At 38.9% G+C, this 21,320-nt stretch carries 20 protein-coding genes and 1 other RNA gene; 9 read left to right on the forward strand and 12 right to left on the reverse strand.

Annotated elements, in window-relative coordinates; translation table 11 throughout:
- Positions 1–11: 11 nt before the first annotated feature.
- The 4 genes from rny to SK086_RS05510 all read right to left on the reverse strand — a co-directional run bounded on the left by rny (position 12) and on the right by SK086_RS05510 (position 2,371).
- Positions 12–1,574 (reverse strand): ribonuclease Y, encoded by a 1,563-nt coding sequence (gene rny, locus SK086_RS05495; RefSeq protein ID WP_324690333.1) that lies wholly within the window; start codon positions 1,572–1,574, stop codon positions 12–14.
- Positions 1,575–1,624: 50 nt separating this feature from the next.
- A non-coding RNA gene (gene ssrS / locus SK086_RS05500) (6S RNA) lies at positions 1,625–1,732 on the reverse strand.
- 50 nt (positions 1,733–1,782) lie between these two features.
- Positions 1,783–2,079: a cell division protein ZapA gene (locus SK086_RS05505; RefSeq protein ID WP_290877917.1), complete on the reverse strand. Its 297-nt coding sequence runs from the start codon at positions 2,077–2,079 to the stop codon at positions 1,783–1,785.
- A 1-nt stretch (position 2,080) separates the two neighbouring features.
- On the reverse strand, positions 2,081–2,371 hold the full coding sequence (locus SK086_RS05510) for a restriction endonuclease subunit S domain-containing protein (RefSeq protein WP_324690336.1): 291 nt from the start codon (positions 2,369–2,371) through the stop codon (positions 2,081–2,083).
- Positions 2,372–2,560: 189 nt separating this feature from the next.
- On the opposite strand from SK086_RS05510, the gene SK086_RS05515 reads away from it, so the two are divergent.
- The 3 genes from SK086_RS05515 to SK086_RS05525 are packed head-to-tail and all read left to right on the forward strand — an operon-like array spanning position 2,561 to position 7,500.
- A complete protein-coding gene (locus SK086_RS05515; RefSeq protein WP_324690338.1) occupies positions 2,561–4,258 on the forward strand; it encodes a M23 family metallopeptidase in 1,698 nt (565 codons plus the stop codon).
- A gap of 9 nt (positions 4,259–4,267) precedes the next feature.
- On the forward strand, positions 4,268–6,745 hold the full coding sequence (locus SK086_RS05520; protein ID WP_324690339.1) for a TonB-dependent receptor: 2,478 nt from the start codon (positions 4,268–4,270) through the stop codon (positions 6,743–6,745).
- Between the two features lie 38 nt (positions 6,746–6,783).
- On the forward strand, positions 6,784–7,500 hold the full coding sequence (locus tag SK086_RS05525; RefSeq protein ID WP_324690340.1) for a hypothetical protein: 717 nt from the start codon (positions 6,784–6,786) through the stop codon (positions 7,498–7,500).
- 2 nt (positions 7,501–7,502) lie between these two features.
- On the opposite strand, the gene SK086_RS05530 is transcribed toward SK086_RS05525, so the two are convergent.
- From SK086_RS05530 to SK086_RS05550, 5 genes are all read right to left on the reverse strand, one after another.
- A complete protein-coding gene (locus SK086_RS05530; protein WP_324690341.1) occupies positions 7,503–8,288 on the reverse strand; it encodes a DUF3667 domain-containing protein in 786 nt (261 codons plus the stop codon).
- Between the two features lie 90 nt (positions 8,289–8,378).
- Positions 8,379–10,208 carry an ABC transporter ATP-binding protein gene (locus SK086_RS05535; RefSeq protein ID WP_290875369.1) on the reverse strand — a complete coding sequence of 610 codons (1,830 nt, stop codon included), beginning with the start codon at positions 10,206–10,208 and terminating at the stop codon, positions 8,379–8,381.
- A complete protein-coding gene (locus tag SK086_RS05540) occupies positions 10,208–11,935 on the reverse strand; it encodes a phospho-sugar mutase (RefSeq protein WP_324690343.1) in 1,728 nt (575 codons plus the stop codon). Before SK086_RS05540 ends, SK086_RS05535 begins: the two co-directional genes overlap by 1 nt.
- 26 nt (positions 11,936–11,961) lie before the next feature.
- Positions 11,962–12,918 (reverse strand): glycosyltransferase family 2 protein, encoded by a 957-nt coding sequence (locus SK086_RS05545; RefSeq protein WP_324690345.1) that lies wholly within the window; start codon positions 12,916–12,918, stop codon positions 11,962–11,964.
- Between the two features lie 5 nt (positions 12,919–12,923).
- Positions 12,924–13,433, reverse strand: coding sequence for a DUF4199 domain-containing protein (locus SK086_RS05550; protein WP_290875363.1), 510 nt, complete (start codon positions 13,431–13,433; stop codon positions 12,924–12,926).
- A gap of 224 nt (positions 13,434–13,657) precedes the next feature.
- Between SK086_RS05550 and SK086_RS05555 the strand changes: the two genes are divergently transcribed.
- The 4 genes from SK086_RS05555 (at position 13,658) to mtaB (ending at position 17,003) form a co-directional block, all read left to right on the forward strand.
- Positions 13,658–13,909 carry a type B 50S ribosomal protein L31 gene (locus SK086_RS05555; RefSeq protein ID WP_290875361.1) on the forward strand — a complete coding sequence of 84 codons (252 nt, stop codon included), beginning with the start codon at positions 13,658–13,660 and terminating at the stop codon, positions 13,907–13,909.
- A 140-nt stretch (positions 13,910–14,049) separates the two neighbouring features.
- The gene (locus tag SK086_RS05560) at positions 14,050–15,225 is read left to right on the forward strand and encodes a GlmU family protein (protein WP_324690348.1); all 1,176 of its coding nucleotides are present in this window, start codon (positions 14,050–14,052) and stop codon (positions 15,223–15,225) included.
- Between the two features lie 3 nt (positions 15,226–15,228).
- Positions 15,229–15,558 carry a hypothetical protein gene (locus tag SK086_RS05565; RefSeq protein ID WP_324690349.1) on the forward strand — a complete coding sequence of 110 codons (330 nt, stop codon included), beginning with the start codon at positions 15,229–15,231 and terminating at the stop codon, positions 15,556–15,558.
- A gap of 89 nt (positions 15,559–15,647) precedes the next feature.
- The gene (mtaB, locus tag SK086_RS05570) at positions 15,648–17,003 is read left to right on the forward strand and encodes a tRNA (N(6)-L-threonylcarbamoyladenosine(37)-C(2))-methylthiotransferase MtaB (protein ID WP_324690350.1); all 1,356 of its coding nucleotides are present in this window, start codon (positions 15,648–15,650) and stop codon (positions 17,001–17,003) included.
- A 42-nt stretch (positions 17,004–17,045) separates the two neighbouring features.
- On the opposite strand, the gene SK086_RS05575 is transcribed toward mtaB, so the two are convergent.
- The 3 genes from SK086_RS05575 to SK086_RS05585 form a co-directional block, all read right to left on the reverse strand.
- Positions 17,046–18,611: a vWA domain-containing protein gene (locus tag SK086_RS05575; protein WP_324690351.1), complete on the reverse strand. Its 1,566-nt coding sequence runs from the start codon at positions 18,609–18,611 to the stop codon at positions 17,046–17,048.
- Positions 18,612–18,815: 204 nt separating this feature from the next.
- Positions 18,816–19,157 (reverse strand): hypothetical protein, encoded by a 342-nt coding sequence (locus tag SK086_RS05580; RefSeq protein WP_324690352.1) that lies wholly within the window; start codon positions 19,155–19,157, stop codon positions 18,816–18,818.
- Between the two features lie 70 nt (positions 19,158–19,227).
- On the reverse strand, positions 19,228–19,512 hold the full coding sequence (locus SK086_RS05585; protein WP_290875354.1) for a GNAT family N-acetyltransferase: 285 nt from the start codon (positions 19,510–19,512) through the stop codon (positions 19,228–19,230).
- Between the two features lie 95 nt (positions 19,513–19,607).
- Here SK086_RS05585 and SK086_RS05590 point away from each other — a divergent pair, with 95 nt between their 5' ends.
- Complete coding sequence (locus SK086_RS05590; RefSeq protein WP_290875352.1) at positions 19,608–20,270, forward strand: alpha/beta hydrolase; 663 nt, start codon at positions 19,608–19,610, stop codon at positions 20,268–20,270.
- Between the two features lie 71 nt (positions 20,271–20,341).
- Positions 20,342–21,235 (forward strand): lytic transglycosylase domain-containing protein, encoded by an 894-nt coding sequence (locus SK086_RS05595; protein WP_290875350.1) that lies wholly within the window; start codon positions 20,342–20,344, stop codon positions 21,233–21,235.
- The last annotated feature ends 85 nt before the right edge of the window (positions 21,236–21,320 follow it).

A 21,320-nucleotide genomic window follows, 5' to 3' on the forward strand; every position in this document is an offset into this window, starting at 1 on the left:
TTTTTTGATGTTTATTTTGCAATATTCACCGCTCGTGTTTCGCGGATTACCGTAATTTTAACTTGACCCGGATAAGTCATCTCGGTTTGGATTTTCTGTGAAATCTCAAACGATAAGTTAGCCGCCATATCATCGCTTACTTTTTCGCTTTCTACTATTACACGTAGCTCGCGTCCGGCTTGGATGGCATAAGCGTTTTTCACACCGTTAAACCCGAATGCAATGTTTTCTAGGTCTTTCAAACGTTGGATGTAAGAATCCAATACCTGACGACGAGCGCCCGGTCTTGCACCTGAAATCGCATCACAAACCTGAATGATTGGTGAAATTAAATATTTCATTTCAATCTCGTCGTGGTGTGCTCCGATGGCGTTGCATACTTCTTCTTTTTCTCCGTATTTTTCAGCCCATTGCATTCCTAACAAAGCATGTGGTAAATCACTTTCGGTATCTGGTACTTTCCCAATATCGTGTAACAAACCGGCACGTTTGGCTAGTTTTACATTCAAGCCTAATTCGGCCGCCATGATACCACACAATTTAGCTACTTCACGCGAGTGTTGTAATAAGTTTTGTCCGTAAGACGAACGGTATTTCATACGGCCAACTACTTTAATCAATTCCGGGTGTAAACCGTGAATACCTAAGTCGATTACCGTACGTTTACCTACTTCCGCAATTTCTTCTTCTATTTGTTTGGTGGTTTTGGCTACTACTTCTTCAATTCTGGCCGGGTGAATTCTACCATCGGTTACCAATTTGTGTAATGATAAACGAGCGATTTCTCTTCTCACCGGATCGAAACAAGACAAAATAATAGCTTCCGGCGTATCATCTACAATAATTTCCACTCCGGTAGCGGCTTCTAAAGCGCGAATGTTTCTTCCTTCACGACCGATAATTCTACCTTTCACGTCATCAGATTCGATGTTAAATACTGATACACAGTTTTCAACGGCTTCTTCGGTGCCGACGCGTTGGATGGTATTGATGATAACTTTCTTAGCTTCTTGTTGTGCAGTAAGTTTCGCTTCCTCAATAGTGTCTTGGATATGCGACATCGCTTTGGTTTTGGCTTCTGCTTTGAGGCTTTCTACCAATTGCTCGCGCGCGTCTTCCGCAGACAACCCTGAAATCACTTCCAGTTGTTCTACTTGGCTTTTGTGTAATCTTTCTAGTTCTTGGTGTTTCTTGTCAAGTAATTCGATTTTGGCTTCGTATTCTTTAGTTTTGGCTTCAAAATCGTCGTTTACTTTTTTGGCTTTGGCCAATTCGCTGGATACTTGCGATTCTTTGTCGCGCGTTCTTTTTTCTACTTCAGCGATTTTTTTGTCTTTGTTTAAAATCTCTTTTTCATGTTCCGATTTTAACTCTAAAAACTTCTCTTTGGCTTGAAGTAGCTTGTCTTTTTTGATGTTTTCAGCCTCGATATTGGCGTCTCTCAAAATAGAGCTCGCTTCTTTTTTGGCGTTTTTAATCATGTTGGAGACATTGCTTTTCTCCAGGAATTTGGCAATTCCGAAACCTCCGCCGATTCCGGCAATTAGTGCAATTATTATTAGTGTAATTTCCATGTTTAAGTTAGTATTTATCTATAAAAAAAGCCCACATTAGGTGAATGCATAAACTCGTAAAGACAAGTTTTGAGCTAACTCGCTGTTCAAGGATCCGCGGTTTCAGCGGCTTGCTTTAGTAGCGACGATTTGCTCATTCTAATTTGTTAGTGTTGAGTTTACCAATTAAAATCTAATGTAGGCAGTGTCGTAATCTATGTTAAGAACGTTATTTTTTTTCGAGATAATCGAGCAATAAATCATTAAGCTTTTGCAGTCTTTCCTGCGTTTGTTTTCCGTCTATGGCATTGTCAACATGCTTCTGTTCTACTTGCGAGGCAAACTGTAAAGCACACATGGCCAATACATCCTGTTTGTCACGTACCGCATAGTTTTCCTCAAATTGCTTAATCATAGCCTCAATTTTTTTCGAAGCACTTCTCAGTCCTTCTTCTTGCGAAGGGTCAACCGTTAACGGGTAAACTCTGTCGGCAATTGATAACTTTATTTTAAGCTTATTTTCCATCTTAGTCAGCTAGTTGCGCAATACAATAGTCTATTTCTCGGATTAATGAATTTATTTTAAGCTTCGTATCTCGTTTGTTTTCTTCACCGCCTAATAATGAATTGGTCATTTTGAGTGATTCGCATTCAGACTGCAACGTCTTGATTTGTTCATTTTGTTGCTGAATCAAAGTTGCAGCTTTTAATAATTCTGTTCGTAAAGCCGCAGCATTCTGCTCTAAACTATTTATTTTGGTAAAAAGTTTTTGAATTCTACTCTCAACAGAATCAATTATTTCTGCAATTTCACTCATAAATTTCTTTATTCATTACTTACTTTACAAAGTTAGGATTCTATTTTGTTTGCACAATAGTTTTGATGATTATTTCTCACTAAATTTAACCGCTTTGTAATTTCTTGTTTTTGAGAGAATTATAATCGATTTTTATTTTTATGTAAATTTAAACTTACTTTTAAGTATCTTAGCCTAAACTTCTTTTGTATGAAATTAATTGGCTTGTTTTTGTGTTTTTGCACTTTGGTTTTTGGTCAAAATCAGTATCCGAAAGACTATTTTCGTTCGCCTTTGGATATCCCGTTACAGCTTTCCGGAAATTTCGGTGAATTGCGCCCGAATCACTTTCATTCAGGTTTCGATTTTAAAACCCAACAAAAAGAAGGATTGGCGGTATATGCTGCTGCCGATGGTTATGTGTCACGTATTAAAATTGCCGTAAACGGATACGGAAAGGCTATTTACATCACCCATCCTAACGGATACACCACGGTTTACGGTCACTTACAATCCGGTGTCGGTGCTGTTGAAAAACGAATCAAAGCCGAACAATACCAAGCCAAATCGTATGAAATTGATGTGTATTTGCCTGCGAATGAATTGCAAGTTCAAAAAGGCGATGTGATTGCTTTATCCGGAAATACAGGTGGTTCTGACGGTCCGCACTTGCATTTTGAAATTCGCGATACTGCGTCGGAAAAAATTATCAATCCGATGTTTTTTGGATTCGATTCCGTAATTACCGATTCAAAACGGCCGATGTTGAGTAATTTGATAGTTTATCCCTTGGGCAAAAATACGGTGGTAAATCAGTCACAACGACCGGTTGCTGTGGCCATTTCGCAACAAGACGACGGCAGTTATATAGCTGATAAAGTATTGGTAAACGGCACTGTTGGTTTTGGAATCACAGCCTTTGATTACGACGATGTTTCGTGGAACGGAAACGGCATTTACAAAGTCCAAACTTTTAAAAACGGCAAACTCGATTTTCAATACCAATTTGATACATTTTCCTTTGATGAAACGCGTTATGTGAATGCTTTGATAGATTATGGCAGGTACAAAAAAACGGGTCAACGCGTCCAAAAACTCTTCGCTGAAAAACCGTATCCGTTAAGCATAATCCAACACGGAACCCAAAACGGTGTCTTGGAAATAGCATCAAACATCACCCAAAATTACAAGATTGAAATTGCTGATTACAGTCAAAACATCACTCGCGTTTTTATTCCGATTGAATATTCGCCTATGACGGTTAAAGTTACGGAAGAGCCGGTAACTGCTAAATATTGGGTCAAAGCCGATAAGGAATCGGTTTTTGCTTTGGAAAATGTAACTGTTACCATTCCGCCTAAAGCTTTTTTGAAGGATTTTAAAATGGATTTTGAGGTTAAAAACGGTATTGCTTACCTACATGACGATGTGGAACCGGCTTTTGCCAACCTGACCATTACTTTTGAAGATAGTTTAACCACTGAATCCGAGCGTCAACGTATGTTTATCGGTACAGTAGATGGTAAAAAGACCTATTACAATTATACTAAACGGTACAAAAATTCGTTTACTACTTACACCAAATATTTGGGAACTTACAAGTTGTTTAAAGACAGTATGCCACCCAAAATCAAGTCAGATAAACGTATTGGAGGCCAATGGATCAGCCAACAAAAAGAGTTGAGATTTACGGTTTCCGACGATTTATCAGGTATCAAAACTTGGGAAGGATACTTGAATGGTCAATGGATTTTATTGGAATATGAGCCGAAAACCAAAAAGCTGGTCCATCATTTTGACGATGGCATAGTGGTGGAAGGCAAAAATGATTTAAAAATCGTCATTACCGATAATGTTGGAAATTCTACTATCTTTGAAACACAATTTTTTAGAAGTCAAAAACTTTAAAATCACAGTTTGAAAACAAATCAAATCCTTTTTACGCTTCTTTTTTTGGCGTTCAGTTGTGTGGTTTCGGCCCAAAATCAAACGGCTAAAGTGGCCGGAGTTGTCTTAGACGAAAACAACCAACCCGTTGAAAATGTTAATGTCAGCTATCAAACCAAAACGTCTTCTACCGATAAAAACGGTTTTTACCAAATCGTGGTGCCGGCCAATCAAAAAGTAGTGTTGGTTTTTACCCATACTTCGCTCAAAAGCATTACGGTAACTTTGCAATTAAAGCCTAACGAGGAATTCGAATACCACGTAATGATGAATGACAAAGCCGAGCAGCTCTCAGACGTTATCATCACCAGCAACCGAAGAAGAGTACAAGGCATAACTTCTATAGAACCTGAAACCATCAAAACCAATCCGAGTGCTATGCCCGGAGTGGAGAGTGTTTTAAAAGCTTTGCCGAGCGTGAATGCCAACAACGAATTGAGTTCAGGCTACAACGTACGCGGCGGGAATTACGACGAAAACTTGGTGTATGTGAACGAAATAGAAGTGTATCGCCCTTTTTTAATTCGTTCCGGTCAACAAGAGGGATTGAGTTTTACCAACACCGATATGGTGCAGAAAATTGACTTTTCCGCCGGTGGTTTTCAAGCGAAATACGGTGATAAAATGTCTTCGGTTTTGGACATTACTTACCGAAAACCAACCAAATTCGGGCTAACCGCTGAAGCCAGTTTCCTGGGCGGAAGTTTAACCGGAGAAGGCATTTCTAAAAATAAAAAATGGTCTGCTATAACCGGAATTCGTTATCGAGACAACTCACTTTTGGTGAACAGTCAGGAAACGCAAACTAATTTTAGGCCGACTTTTGTAGATGTGCAAACCAATGTGAATTTTTCCCCTAACGACAAATGGCACTTTAGTTTCTTAGGAAATGCGTCGCAAAATAAATACAATTACCAGCCTTTAACGCGTCAAACCAACTTCGGAACCATAGACGAACCAATTGCCCTGCAAATTTTTTACGAAGGTCAGGAAAACGACAAATACCAAACCCTTTTCGGGGCTTTCAAATCTTCTTTTAGTCCGAATGACAACAACAATTACCGTTTGATTACTTCGGTTTACCATACTCAAGAACAAGAGTACTTTGATATATTCGCGGCTTATTTTTTAGGCGAAGTCGATACCAACATTGGTTCGGAAACCCTGGGTGAAGTGACTTTTTCCCAAGGCATCGGTACCCAATTGAATCATGCGCGCAACGATTTGGATGCTTTAATTGTAAATGCTGAAGTGAAGGGAACGCATTTTATCAATCTTAAAAAACACCAAATCGATTGGGGTATTAAATACACGCGTGAGAATTTCCGCGACCGTATAGTCGAATGGGAAGTGATTGATTCTGCCGGATTTTCCATCAATCCGCCTATCATTGACATTCCGAACGATCAGCCGTACAATCCGTATGTCGGACCATTGGTGCCTTACCAAAATGTGAGAGCGACTAATTTTATTGATATCGACCGCATTTCCGGTTTTGCCCAATGGCGAACAGAAACTAAGTTGGGCAACAGCGATTTCTGGATTACTGCCGGAGCGCGCTTCCATAACTGGACGGTTTCGGGTGACGGAATTTCGAATGCGAAAAGCCAGATTGTAGTGAGTCCGAGAGCCCAATTTACTTTAAAACCCAATTGGGATCGCGACATGGTATTTCGTTTTGCCACAGGTTTATACCACCAACCGCCATTTTACAGGGAGTTGAGAGATTTGAACGGAGTGGTGAATCCGAATGTTAAAGCCCAACAATCGCTGCATTTTGTGTTGAGTAACGATTACAATTTCAAAATGAGTAAACGTCAATTTAAATTGGTAACAGAAGCTTATTATAAGTCGATGACCGATGTAAATACCTATACTTTGGAAAATGTTCGTATTCGTTATCGTGCTAATAATAATGCCGAAGCTTATGCTTATGGATTGGACATGCGTTTGAACGGTGAGTTTGTCCCGGGAACCGAATCTTGGTTGAGTTTGGGATACATGAAAACAGAAGAGAATCAGGATGGCAGAGGTTTTATTGCGCGTCCAACCGACCAGCGATTGAAAGTTGGGATTTTATTCCAAGATTATATGCCGAATTTACCCAATATGAAATTGTATTTGAATTTGGTTTATAACACCGGATTGCCCGGAGGTTCGCCATCTTATGCAGATGCTTATGTGTATCAAAGCAGATTGCGCGATTATCGCAGAGCTGATGTTGGTTTTTCTTATGTGTTAACCGAAAGAAATAATGAACGTCCAAACGGACATTGGCTTAAAAGATTCCAAGATTTGTCATTAGGTTTTGAAATCTTCAATTTATTCAACAACCAAAACGCCATTACCAATACTTGGGTGCGCGATGTGTATACCAAAAATCAGTATGGTATTCCGAATTATATGACTACGCGTGTCTTCAATGTGAAATTGACGGCCAAACTCTAAAAATAAATCTGTATTTTTGAAAGACTAATTGAATTGAGATGAAAAAGTACCCTTTCTGTATAGCTTTGGTTTTAGGAGTAATGTTTGTTAGTTGTAAAAAAGAAGAAGCACCAAAACCTAAAGTGATTTATCAAGAAACGACCAAAACCAAAACGGAAGTTCCCGAGGATACCACACAAATTGAGATAGCCGATTTACCAATAAACATGGACGGTACTAATTATTTGATTTTTCCTATTGGTACTGTATCCGGTGATAAAAAAGGCATCAAAGCTTCTTACGATTCTAATACAGGTTACACTGTTTCCAATTACAGCGAGTATCAAATTTCGGGCTATCTCAAGAATTTGAAGTTTCAGGAAATAGGGAAGGACACCATTTATGCCCTAAGTGATGCCAATTTACTAATCGAAACGGCTACTTATTTAAAATCGACTGCCGATAAAACCAAAAAGCAACTGATGGTTTATACCGTGGCCGATATGGATACTAACAAAGACAGCAAACTGGATAACAACGACATCAAATCGTTGTATTTAAGCGAGATTTCAGGGAAAAACTTCACCAAAATTTCGGTTGACTTTCAAGAATTAATCGATTGGAATGTAATCGACAGTCGCCATCGTTTGTACTTTAGAACGGTGGAAGATACCAACAAAAACGGCGCTTTCGATAAAGAAGACCGTTTGCACTATTTCTACCTAGATTTACTGGCGAAAGAGTGGAAAGCGGTTGAGATTAAGTCTTTACAATAAACTTATTTTCCGGGCATCGGCACTATACCGGCTTTAATCAAGTACACCATAAAGATGATGGTGAAGATTACAAGGAAAATAAAGAACACCAGCATAAGTAAGAAGAGAAATAATAAAATTCTCAGAATCAATGCCGTTCTGGGCTTGTCTTTGTATAAAGAAGCATAAGTCCAAACTGTAAGACCAAAAGTCATTATGGCTGTAATAGAAGAAAACTTTACCAAAGCTTCTTTTGGAACCACTAGATACAATAAAATACTGATAATGCTGAAAACCAATCGTTGGCCACCGGCAAAACAGTTGATAATGATGTTTTCTATATAGTTGTATCCCCATTTTTTAAAGGATAACCACGATAAAAAAGAGACTATGGGCAAGGCTAAAATTTCAAAAAGGGCGTAATGGCTAAACATCCAAGTCATCGCCTTGTTGTATTCCATCATGGCTTTGGAGTTTAAGGTTTGAGAATTGTAGCCTTGCATAAGGGCGTTCATGTCTACTTGTAGCGATAAAAATCCACTTATACCCGCCAAAACAAACAAGAGGAGAATAGGTTTGTAATGGTTGATTCTTTTACCTTGAATAAATTCGTTGATGGTGTCTCCCGGACGAGTGTATAATTCTTTTAAAGTGAAAAAGAAACCTTTGTTTACGTGAAGTATTGTATATTTTACTTCGTCTTTAATATACTGCCAATCCAATCTAAGGGTTTTGGCTTTTTGACCACAATTGGAACAGAAGTTACCACCGGTAGTAGTTTGACAGTTTTTACAAAGGATATTTTCCATAGTGAGTCTGTTTTACTGCCCTAAAATAGAAAATATATTCATACAAAAGGGATAAATATTTTAGCATTTTACTGTAAAAAAGTGAGCGGTTTATTCAAACGACTGCATGGCCACCAATTTCGAATAGGTTCCGTTTTTGGCTAATAATTCGTCGTGTGTGCCTTGTTCAACTATTTCCCCTTTGTGCATTACTACAATCACATCGGCTTTTTGAATGGTAGACAAACGATGCGCAATCACCACGGAAGTTCGGTTTTGCATCATGTTTTCCAAAGCAACTTGTACAAATTTTTCGCTTTCCGTATCCAAAGCGGAAGTAGCTTCGTCCAAAATCATGATCGGAGGATTTTTCAATACCGCACGAGCGATAGACAAGCGTTGTTTTTGTCCGCCCGAAAGTTTATTACCACTGTCGCCAATATTGGTTTCTATGCCTTCCGGTAAATCTTTAACAAATTCGTAAGCATTGGCAATTTTTAAGGCTTCGATGATTTCTGCATCAGTGGCATCTAATTTTCCCAAACGAATATTGTCTCTGATAGAACCGTTAAACATAATGCTGTCTTGCGTCACTAAACCGGTTAGCCCGCGCAACGACTTCATCGTTACGTCTTTCACGTTGTGGTTGTCGATTAGAATTTCACCTTCGTTAACATCGTAAAAACGAGTTAATAAATTGGCAATGGTGCTTTTCCCGGAACCGGATTGTCCAACCAAGGCCACTGTTTTTCCTTTTGGTATAGTGAGCGAGAATTTTTTCAGTACCGGTTCTTCATTGTAAGCGAAGGTGATATTTTTTAATTCGATTTGATGATTGAATTGCGTAACAGCAACAGCATCGATTTTGTCCGTAATGGTGTTTTCCACTTCCAAGACTTCAAAAACACGTTCGGCTGCAGCCAATCCGTTTTTAACTTGATAAGAGGCTTTGGAAATGGCTTTGGCAGGAGTCAAAATGTTATAAGCTAAGCCAATGTAAGCGATAAACAACGAGCCGTCGAGTGACTTATCCACCAAAACTAAATTACCACCGTAAAACAGTAATATCGAAATGACTACAATTCCCAAAAATTCAGATAACGGAGAAGCTAAGTTGTTTTTCTTTCCGATACTGTTGGTGAGATTGTACAAACGATTGATGGATTCGTTGAATGTATTGGAAAAATAATTTTCGGCATTATAGCTTTTCACTACTTTTAGCCCTGACAGCGTTTCTTCTACCACCGAAATCAAATGACCGTTTTCCTGTTGCGCTCTTTTCGATTTAGACTTCAGGGATTTTCCAACTTTAGAAATAATAAAACCGGAAACCGGGATGAAAATGAACACAAATAACGTCAACTTCCAACTGATGTTAATCATCGCAATCAAGGAGAAAACAATAGTAAGCGGCTCTTTAATGATGAGCTCCAAAACCATGAAAAACGAATTTTGCACTTCGTTGATATCACCCAACATGCGCGCCATAACATCGCCTTTTCTTTTTTCTGAATAGTACGGAACCGGCAATTCAATGATTTTTTTAAACATTTTTTCGCGCAAATCTCGCAAAACGCCTGTTTTTAATTTGGTTAAATTTTGCAGACCTAAATAACCAAACAAGTTTTTAAACAAGAAAGTTACCACAACAATCGAAACGGTCAATAGCAAAGCATAATTAGGACCGTGCGTTTCTGAAAAGTAGTTTACGTAGTAAAATAAAGTATCATTCAGATAGTCGTCTAACTTTCCGATTCCTTGATAAGTTGGTAATTGTGTTACTTTTTCTTCATTGCCGAAAAGTACTTTCAATACCGGAAAAATCATGACCATTCCTATAGTGCCGAAAAGCGCATATAAGATGTTGTGAAAAACATTCCAAACAACGTTACTCTTATACTTCTTAGCAAAAGGAATTATCTTTTTTAAATTGTCATCCATTAGTTCAGCTGCATCTCAGCGATGATGTTTTTAATTTTTTGGTCTAATTGTTTTTCCGCTTCCGGTAGGTCACTCAAACTTTCAATAGCGCAATTGACACTGAAATAGAACTTGATTTTCGGTTCCGTACCGCTTGGTCTGGCACAAATTTTCGAGCCATCTTCCAAATAGTAAATTAATACATTGGATTTTGGTACCGTTAGCGTTTCTACTTCACCGCTTAATAAGTTTTTAGCCGTGGCGTTTTGGTAATCTTCTACCATAATAACTCTTTGCCCGTTGATTTCCGCTAAAGGATTTTCACGCAAGTCAACCATCATTTGTTTGATTTCGTTGGCACCTTCAATACCTTTTTTGGTCAGTGAAATCAGGTGTTCTTTGTAAAAACCGTAATCCACATACATTTGTTGCAAGTATTCGTAAACCGAGCTGTTGTTTTCTTTCGCTTGAGCGGCAATTTCACACATTAATAAAATAGCACCTACGGCATCTTTATCACGAACGGCATCGCCTACCATAAAACCAAAACTTTCTTCTCCGCCACCTATAAATTGTAATTCAGGAAAATCTTTGATGAATTTGGCAATCCATTTGAAACCGGTCAAACCTACTTTACATTCTACGTTGTAAGCTGAAGCCAACTCCAACATCATAGGCGTAGACACGATAGTAGAACCGATAAATTGTTTGCCGTTAATTTTGCCGGCTTTTTGCCATTGCTCCAGCAAGTAATGCGTCATAATAACCATGGTTTGGTTTCCGTTGAGCAATAGCATATTGTTTTGTGTGTCACGAACCGCTACACCTAATCGGTCACTGTCAGGATCGGTACCGAAAACAATATCCGCATTTAGTTTTTCCGCCAACGCTAACGCCATAGTCAATGCCTCCGGTTCTTCCGGGTTAGGCGAAACTACGGTTGGGAAATCCCCATTGGGTTCTGCTTGTTCCGGTACGATATTCACATCAGTATAACCGGCTTTGGCTAAAACACTCGGCACCATTTTAATAGATGTACCGTGCAGCGAAGTGTAAACAATTTTTAATCCCGCCTTAGCAGAAGCCGAGGTATTAAAACTCGCATTGGCCACTGTTGATTCGGCAAAAGCTTCATCTACTTCTGTGCTGATGTATTCGATTAAACTTTCATTGGCTTCAAAATTAATTTCGCTGTATTTTAAGCGTTCAATTACTTCAATGATTTCACCGTCTTGTGGTGGAACCAATTGCCCACCGTCTTGCCAATATACTTTGTAGCCATTGTATTCCGGCGGATTGTGTGAAGCCGTTAAAACAATTCCGGCATGGCAGTTTAAGTGTTTTAATGCAAAAGAAAGTTCCGGAGTAGGGCGCATTTCTGAGAAAAGAAAAACCTTAATGCCATTGGCCGAAAATACATCGGCTACTACTTTTCCTAAAGTATCGCTGTTGTGGCGACAATCGTAGGCAATGACCACTTTTAAGTCTTCTCCGGGGAACGATTTTTTTAAGTATTCTGAAATGCCTTGGGTGTTTTTACCCAAAGTGTATTTGTTGATTCGGTTGGTGCCAACGCCCATAATACCTCGCATACCGCCGGTTCCGAATTCTAAATTTTTATAAAAACTCTCCTCCAAATTTTTGGGAGAAGTGGTCATCATTTCTTTGATTTGGTTTTGAGTATCGTTGTCGAAGGTTGGTGTCAACCATTCGTTCACTTTGTCTAATATGGATTGATCGATATGCATATTGTGGATATTATATTTGAAATAAATTACAAATTTACTTCAGTCGAAATTTTATAACGCTCTTCGTTGTTTTTGGTTCTCAGGATGATTTCTCCCAAAAATCCTGCAAGGAACAATTGTGAGCCTAATATCATGGCCGTTAAAGCGATGTAGAATAGGGGATTGTCGGTCACTAAAATGGTGTGATAGCCTGAATAGAGTTTGATTAATTTTAGTGTTATAATGGCGCCGGTAGCTAAAAATCCGATGACAAACATCAATACACCAACAGCTCCAAACAAGTGCATCGGTCTTTTGCCGTAACGCGACAAAAACCAAATCGTAATTAAATCCAAGAAGCCATTGATAAAACGACTCATGCCGAATTTGGATTCGCCGTATTTTCGGGCTTGATGGATAACAACCTTCTCACCGATTTTTCCGAAACCGGCATTTTTGGCCAATACCGGAATATAGCGGTGCATTTCACCGGAAACTTCTATATTTTTGATGACTACGTTTTTGTAGGCTTTCAATCCGCAATTGAAATCATTCAAATAAACGCCCGAAGTTTTACGAGCCGCCCAGTTAAATAATTTAGAAGGTAAATTTTTGGCAACAACTGAGTCGTAACGTTTTTTCTTCCAGCCTGAAACCAAGTCGAAGTTTTGTTGCATAATCATATTGTACAAATCCGGAATTTCGTCCGGACTGTCTTGTAAATCGGCATCCATGGTAATGACTACGTCGCCTTTGGCTTTGGCAAAACCAGCGTGCAAGGCTTGTGATTTTCCGAAGTTTCTTAAAAATTGAATGCCCTTTACATTGGGATTGCTTTTGGATAAATCGGCAATAATTTGCCAAGAGTTATCGGTACTTCCGTCGTCTATAAAGATAACTTCATACGTATAATTGTGGGTTGTCATGACTTTGACAATCCATTGGTGTAATTCGGGTAAAGATTCCTGCTCGTTTAAAAGCGGAATGATAATGGATAAATTCATTTAGTTTATTCCTTTCTTAAAACCAGACCTGCAATTAATGAAATGATTAATCCGAAAAATAAATTTGAAAGGATTACCATGGCATAAAACATTGGCATCATAAAACCTTTGGCCATTTCCATACCTTCTTGCATTTGTGCTTCGGAAACATTCGGATTAGAGGCCATCGCTTCTTTCATTTGCACATTCATCAAGTTATCTGCAAAATTAGGCTCGATGTAATTGGCAAATACGAAGAAGTAAATCGCTCCGATAATTCCGGCAATAGCAGAAACACCTAAGCCAATTTTGATGGATTGACTCAACGACAAAAGACCGTTGTTGTTTTTTCTGTAATAGTAAATAGGAAGCACGACTAAGGCAACAGTAATCAAAATTCCCGCCAGCGTTTCGAAGAAATTTTTCTCCAAATAGTTGCTTGACAGGACATATTTAAGAACAGACATTAAAATACTTACTAATCCTAATAAGAATCCGTAGCTGAGAATCAGGCTTTTTGACGAAGTTTTTTCCATAATTGATTGTAAAAAATTAATTAACAAATATAGTAATTCCGCGATTACTTAGCAGTAAGTTGAAAACAATTAAAAAAAGTTACACTTGTCTTTGATTATTACAAAAAAATTGTATTTTTGCACACTCAAATTAAAAAACAAATTAGTAAAAGTTGTAGCCAGTTTACACCTTTCGAGTAGAAAGCTTCAAAACGAACTACTTCAAAAACATAAAAAGATTTATCATGAAAAAAGGAATTCACCCGGAAAATTACAGATTAGTTGCTTTCAAAGACATGTCAAACGAAGATGTGTTCATCACTAAATCTACAGTAGAAACTAAAGAAACTATCGTTCACGAAGGTGTTGAATACCCAGTGTACAAAATGGAGATTTCTAGAACTTCTCACCCATTCTATACAGGTAAATCTAAACTTATCGATACTGCTGGACGTATTGATAAATTCAAAAGCAAATACGCTAAACACGCAAAATAGTAGTTTCAGTGTTCAAATTTTAGGAAGACCATTCACGAAAGTGAGTGGTTTTTTTATACAATAAACTTTGCTCCGAAACCTTGCCGAACGGATTTTTTTTACAAACTTTGAACTCGCAACTTTTTTAATTCGCAATTGCAATGAACTATATACTTTTTGACGGAACGGTACGCAACGCTTTGTTGCCTTTTACGTTTACCCGACCGGTTGCCGATATTCGCGTTGGGATACTAACCATACGTGAAAAATGGGAAAAATACCTTGGGTATACCACTACTACTTTAACAGAGGAATACCTTTCGGAAAAATTTCCTATGGTAGAAATGGAAGACAATGTGATGGTTAACGCTTCTTTTTTACCCAATGAAGTATTGGTTGAATTGGTCAAGAGTTTGGAAAAAAATCAAGCCATTTTCCAAGGTGATGAAGTAGTGGCTTTTTACACCAACGATACCCAAGAGGAAGTCGATTTTGATGCCTATGAAATCATCGAATATACCGAAGATGGCCTCAAAATAGAAAACACTTGGGATATTTTTGCTAAAAACGATGCGGCGCTTCGCGAAGATTTCGAACTCATTACCGAAGACAGACATTCGCAACCCATTCCTAAAAGCGTTAATGTAATAGCTCCCGAAAATATTTTTATTGAAGAAGGCGCTAAGTTGGAGTTTGTGACATTAAACGCCTCAACCGGACCGATTTATATCGGTAAAAATGCCGAAATCATGGAAGGTTCTGTCATTCGTGGTCCGTTTGCTTTGTGCGAATCGGGTAGGGTGAAATTGGCCACCAAAGTCTATGGCGCCACCACGGTTGGTCCGCATTCGGTTATCGGCGGCGAAGTGAGTAACTCTGTTTTGATGGGTTATTCCAATAAAGGACACGACGGATTTTTAGGCAATGCCGTGTTGGGCGAGTGGTGCAATATTGGTGCCGACAGCAACAACTCAAATTTGAAAAATAATTACGAAGAAGTGCGTTTGTGGAGCTATGAAACGGAAGGTTTTGCCAAAACCGGTTTGCAGTTTTGCGGTCTAATGATGGGAGATCACAGCAAGTGTGGTATCAATACCATGTTCAACACCGGAACGGTTGTCGGGGTTTTTGCCAATATTTTCGGAGCGGGCTTTCCGCGCAATTTTGTGCCGAGTTTCTCTTGGGGCGGCGCATCCGGTTTCACTACCTATATGACCAATAAGGCTTTTCAAACGGCTAAAATTGTAATGGCACGTCGCAATGTAGCCTTTACCGAAGAAGATGCAAACATTTTACAACACGTTTTTGAAATAACACAGAAATACAGAAAAGAGTAGGTTATGTTGAGTATATTATTTTTTTATTTTATCTGGAAGAAATTTTCAGAACTCGCTGTTGGATACAATAAATCCAAACATAATGGTTGGTTCGGAATTTTGGTTTATGTTGGTGGATCGCTCTTTGTTGGTTTGTTGTTAGGTGTTTTAAATGAGATTTTTGGTTGGGGAATTGATTTTGAAAATAATGCAGTGATTCGATTTATGGATATCCCTGTAGGTCTTTTATCCTGTTATATTTTGTATTTGATTTTAGATAAAAAATGGAAATCCGAAGTAGTTGAAATCGATTCCATTGATAATATCGGCAATTCAACAGATGAAGTTAATTAAATTTCACATTGCTTTTTAACTAACATAAAATATCTGAGTATATTTGTACCCTCAATTTTTGACAACGATTTCATCAATTGAGCTTACTTATGGAAAATAAACACGAGCGTCAGCGAACTGGCGAAGCAAAGAAAGTCGCCTTTTATACTTTAGGGTGCAAATTGAATTTCTCTGAAACCTCTACTATTGCGAGAAATTTCCAAGACGAAGGTTTTGAACGGGTTGACTTTGAAGAAGTGGCTGATATTTATGTCATCAACACTTGCTCTGTCACGGATAATGCCGATAAGCAATTCAAACAAGTGGTGAAAAAAGCGCTGAAGCTTAACGATAATGCTTTTGTGGCCGCAGTTGGTTGTTATGCCCAGCTAAAACCGGAAGAACTGGCTGCTGTTGACGGTGTCGATTTGGTTTTGGGTGCTACCGAAAAATTCAAAATCACTGATTATCTCAACGATTTGTCCAAAAACCAAATGGGCGAAGTGCATTCGTGCGAAATCGAAGAAGCCGATTTTTATGTCGGCAGTTACTCTATAGGCGACAGAACTCGTGCGTTTTTAAAAGTACAAGACGGCTGCGATTACAAGTGTACTTATTGTACCATACCGTTGGCCCGAGGTATTTCTCGCAGCGATGCATTGGATAACGTATTGAAAAATGCCTATGAAATTTCCCAACAGGGCATCAAAGAAATTGTGCTAACCGGCGTAAACATCGGAGATTACGGTAAAGGTGAATTTGGCAACAAAAAACACGAACATACATTCTTAGATTTGGTCAAAGCGTTAGACGAAGTGGAAGGTATCGAACGCTTGCGCATTTCTTCAATCGAACCGAATTTGTTGAAAAACGAAACCATCGAGTTTGTAGCACAAAGCCGCACTTTTGTGCCGCATTTCCATATTCCGTTGCAAAGCGGCAGTAACGATATTTTAAAGAAAATGAAACGCCGTTATTTGCGCGAAGTGTATGTTGACAGGGTAAATAAAATCCGTGAAGTAATGCCACATGCTTGTATCGGTGTAGATGTAATTGTTGGTTTTCCGGGCGAAACGGATGAGCATTTCTTAGAAACTTATCACTTTTTAAACGAGTTGGATATTTCGTATTTGCACGTGTTTACGTATTCGGAGAGAGACAATACCGAAGCCGTTTTGATGGACGGTGTAGTGCCGATGAACGTTAGAGCAAAACGCAGTAAAATGCTTCGTGGCTTATCGGTGAAAAAACGCCGTGCTTTTTACGAAAGTCAGATTGGTACGCACAGAACGGTTTTGTTTGAAGGCGAAAACAAAGAAGGCTACATTCACGGTTTTACCGAAAACTACGTCAAAGTAAAAACGCCTTGGAATCCGGAATTGGTTAATACCTTACACGAAATTCAGCTCACACACATCGATGAAGACGGCGCTGTCCGCATGGCTTTTACCAACGTTACCGTATAAATACAAAACCCTGATTGTAAAAATCAGGGTTTCTTTTTGGGATTAATTGACGGTTTCGACCAATCGTATGAATTCGGCTTTGTAACCATCTTCGTCATAACTCAAACCGGATTGTGCCAAATGTTTGATGGCGTCGGTTGATTTTTCGGAGAGGTATTTGGAATCTCTCAATTTCAGTCCGAACCAAGCCACTGCGCTGCTGAACTTGAAATCTCTTGAGCTTTGCTCTAAACTTATCGCTTGATCGGCTATGGTTTTAATCATTTCGATACTTTTCTCGCCATCCGGTTTTTTGTAGCGGAATTTAATGGTGGCGAGTTCTTCGTTATACTGACTTTCGCTATCGGTTTTAACTTTCGTATATTTCAAATCCGAAGGCACAAAATCGCTGTCTACTCCAACCGGAATAATTTCATATAATGCGGTAACGGTGTGTCCGCTGCCCAATTCTCCGGCATCAACCGCGTCATTTTTGAAATCTTCGGCTTTTAGTTTTCGGTTTTCATAACCAATCAATCGGTAAGCCTGTACGTGTTTCGGGTTGAATTCGATTTGGATTTTTACATCTTTGGCAATGGCGAATAAAGAACCTTTAAATTCTCTTCCTAAAAAGCGATTGGCTTCTTGTATGTTGTCGATGTAAGCATAATTGCCGTTGCCTTTGTCGGCTAAGATTTCCATTTTACTGTCTTTGTAATTGCCCATGCCGTAACCTAAAACGGTTAAGAAGATGCCCGATTTTCTTTTTTCTTCAATCAAGTCTTCCATGTCGGCGTCGGAAGATTTCCCCACATTGAAGTCGCCGTCGGTGGCCAAAATCACTCGGTTATTGCCGTCTTTGATAAAGTTTTGCTTGGCCAATTGGTAAGCCAACTCAATGCCTTCGCCTCCGGCTGTGCTGCCTCCGGCGTTCAAGTTGTCAAAAGCTTCGATGATGGTTTCTTTGTCTTCACCCGAGGTAGGTTCTAAAACTACACCTGCTGCACCGGCATAGACTACAATTGAAACTTTGTCTTTGGCACGTAATTCTTTTACCAAGACTTTCATCGATTCTTTCAGTAATGGCAGTTTATTCTCGTCGCTCATTGAACCGGAGACATCTATTAAGAATACCAAATTGGACGCCGGTAAATTATAAGTTGGGATGTTTTTGCCTTGTAAACCGATGCGCAACAATTTGTGCTTAGCATTCCAAGGACTCTGACTGTATTCGGTGTTAATGGAAAAAGGATGTTCATCAACCGGTTGCGGGTATTGGTATTTAAAAAAGTTGACCATTTCCTCCACGCGAACCGCATCTTTCGGAACGGGTTGACCGTTATTGAGGAAACGTCGGATGTTTGTGTAAGCTGCATTGTCAACATCGATGGAGAAAGTCGATAAAGGAGCAGTTTTTGGCGATTCGAAAGGGTTTTCTATGAGTTCGGCATAGCTTTCCGTGTTTTCGTTGGTGGTTACTGCATCGTCAGGATTGGGTAGCAGGATTTCGCTGTCGGCGGCTTCCACTGCTGTGGTGTCTGCAGCCGCTTCGTATTGCAAGGAGCCTTGTTTACAGCCGGCAAAAATAAGCATGACAAGGACTGCTGAAAAAAAATGAACTTTTTTCATGGGAATAAGTTTTTAGAAAAATTAATACTGATGGTTTAACTAAAAATAATGGTCAGCATTCCGGATTTGCCAAGGAAATTATTTTTGTTTTCAGCTCATCCAAAATTGATGCCAAAAAATTAAGGCAATCTTAAGATTGGCGTTATTGATTGTGGAAAGTGCCTATTTTTATGGGTTTTTAGCCGAAAACATTTCAGTTCCTTTTTAATATTTATAGTGAAAACGAATCTTGGTAATGCGGAATACGGTTTCACTGTATTGCTCTATGAATTCAAATTTGTGTCGGCCCAATTGCTGGAAGGCTACAATTCTATCGGCTGATATTTCGTAATACATATTGCTGCCTTCCATCATGAACTTATCACCGGTGTTGCGGTAGGCGGAACGAATCAGTTCGAATTCGGAGAGATTCCAAGTCGTGTGGTTGGCGTCTAAATTATGTATATCAGTGCACAATCCTTCCGTAATTTCGGTTTTGGAACCGTAGTATTTGTCGATGTTTTCGAAGTAGTGAATTATTTCTTGTCGGAAGTCAGCTGTGTTCATTGGATAAAAATACTAAAATCCATAAAAAAAGTCGCCTTGAGAGCGACTTTACTATAAAAGTATTTTGATATTAGATTTTAATTCCCGGAGGTAACAAATCTCTGTAAGTTGTATTTTTTCTGAAGAAAAGGGCAATTTTAGGTAAAATCGGCACCACTTTTAATTTGCGTTCGTAGGCGATTTCCATAATATTTTTCAGTAATTCATTAATCAATTCATCATCATTAAAGCCGTCAAAAGTATTAATTCTGGTCAGGAATATTTTTTTCTCTTGAAACGAATATTCAACAGAAATTAATTTACCGTCAACCAGTGTTTCAAACTGCCGAGCAAAGGTGTTATCTTTAATTTCCATTTTTTCTGAAATTAACGTTGTGTTCATCATCAAGTAAAATAAAAGGATTATTTTTAGGCAAATTTACGAATAATTAACGAGTCTTAGCTTAAATAATGACTAAAATACACGTTTACTTCATGCCGGGTTTGGCAGCCAGTCCTACTATTTTTGAGCGCATTCAACTGCCGAAAGACCTTTTTGAAATGCATTTGTTGGAATGGGAAATCCCTTTGGAACGCGAGAGTTTAACTGCTTATGCCAAGCGAATGGCTCAAAAAGTTACCCATGAAAATCCGGTATTGATTGGTGTTTCTTTCGGCGGTATTTTGGTTCAGGAAATGAAATCTTTTTTACAACCTAAAAAAGTAATCATCATTTCGAGTGTAAAATCCAATGCCGAATTTCCGCGTCGTTTTAAAATCGCCAAAACCACTAAGGCATACAAACTTATACCTACGCAATTGTTCGAAAATATCGAGTCGCTGATGAAGTTCTCTTTTGGTTCTTCCATCATCAAACAACGATTGGCATTGTATGAAAAGTTTTTGTCGGTTCGAAACAAACACTATCTGGATTGGGCTATTGAGCAAATCATCCATTGGGAACGAAAAGACATCGACCCAGAAATTATTCACATCCACGGCGATGCTGATGAGGTTTTTCCACCCAAATACATCAAAGAATATATCCCGGTAAAAGGCGGAACGCACATCATGATTTTAAGCAAGTACAAATGGTTGAACGAAAATTTACCTAAAATTATCTTAGAGAAGTAGTCGTTTAGGCTCGTTTTTTGTAGCTTTACGATTCCAACGCAATTGTCATTGCAATTCAAAAATTTAGGGTTATGAAAACGAATAAAATCTTAGTATCCGTGCTGGCCATAGGGGTATTGTCCGGCGTTCTGGTTTACGGGATTTCCGGAACTGAAAAAGAAAAATTACTACACGAAGGTTCTGCCATGTACTTCCCGACCGAAGTTGATTTTGCGGGCGAAAAAGCACCGTTACAAATCTCCGATGTTCGCGAGCGCTTGGACAGAGAATTGTTAATTAATGCCAATCTCGATGCTACAACGGCTCTTATTATCAAAAGAGCGAATCGCGTATTTCCTATTATAGAACCGATTTTAGCCAAATACGGTGTACCGGATGATTTTAAATATTTAGCTGTAATCGAAAGTGGTTTGGTTAATGCTGTTTCTTCTGCCGGAGCACGTGGTGTATGGCAATTTATGCCTGAAACTGCTAAAGAAAAAGGCATGGAGGTAAACGACATAGTCGATGAAAGATACCATTTGGAAAAATCTACCGAAGCGGCTTGTCGTTATTTATTAGCTGCCAAAGAAAAATTCGGTTCATGGACTTTAGCAGCCGCTTCCTATAACGGCGGTATGAACGGCATCACCAAAAGAATAGACGAACAAAAAGTAACCAACTACTACGATTTGGCACTAACCGAAGAAACTTCGCGTTACGTATTCCGCATATTGGCACTGAAGGAGATCATGCGCCAACCGGCTAAATATGGTTTTAGTATTTACACCAGCGATTTGTACACCCAAATCCCAACCAAAAAAGTAGCGGTCGACAGTTCAATCACCGATTTAACAGGATTTGCCATTGCACAAGGGATTAACTATAAAATCTTGAAAATCCACAATCCATGGTTGCGCGATAAAAAGTTGGTCAACCCAACCAAAAAGCGCTATGAAATTGAAATTCCGCTGGAAGGCTATTAATGGAGACTTCTTAGATTCTTGGAAAATTAGACTACTTAGACACAAAAATAAAAAACCATCCTAATTATGTTAGGATGGTTTTTTA

Source organism: Flavobacterium cheonhonense (assembly GCF_035671315.1).
Taxonomy (GTDB): Bacteria; Bacteroidota; Bacteroidia; order Flavobacteriales; family Flavobacteriaceae; genus Flavobacterium; species Flavobacterium cheonhonense.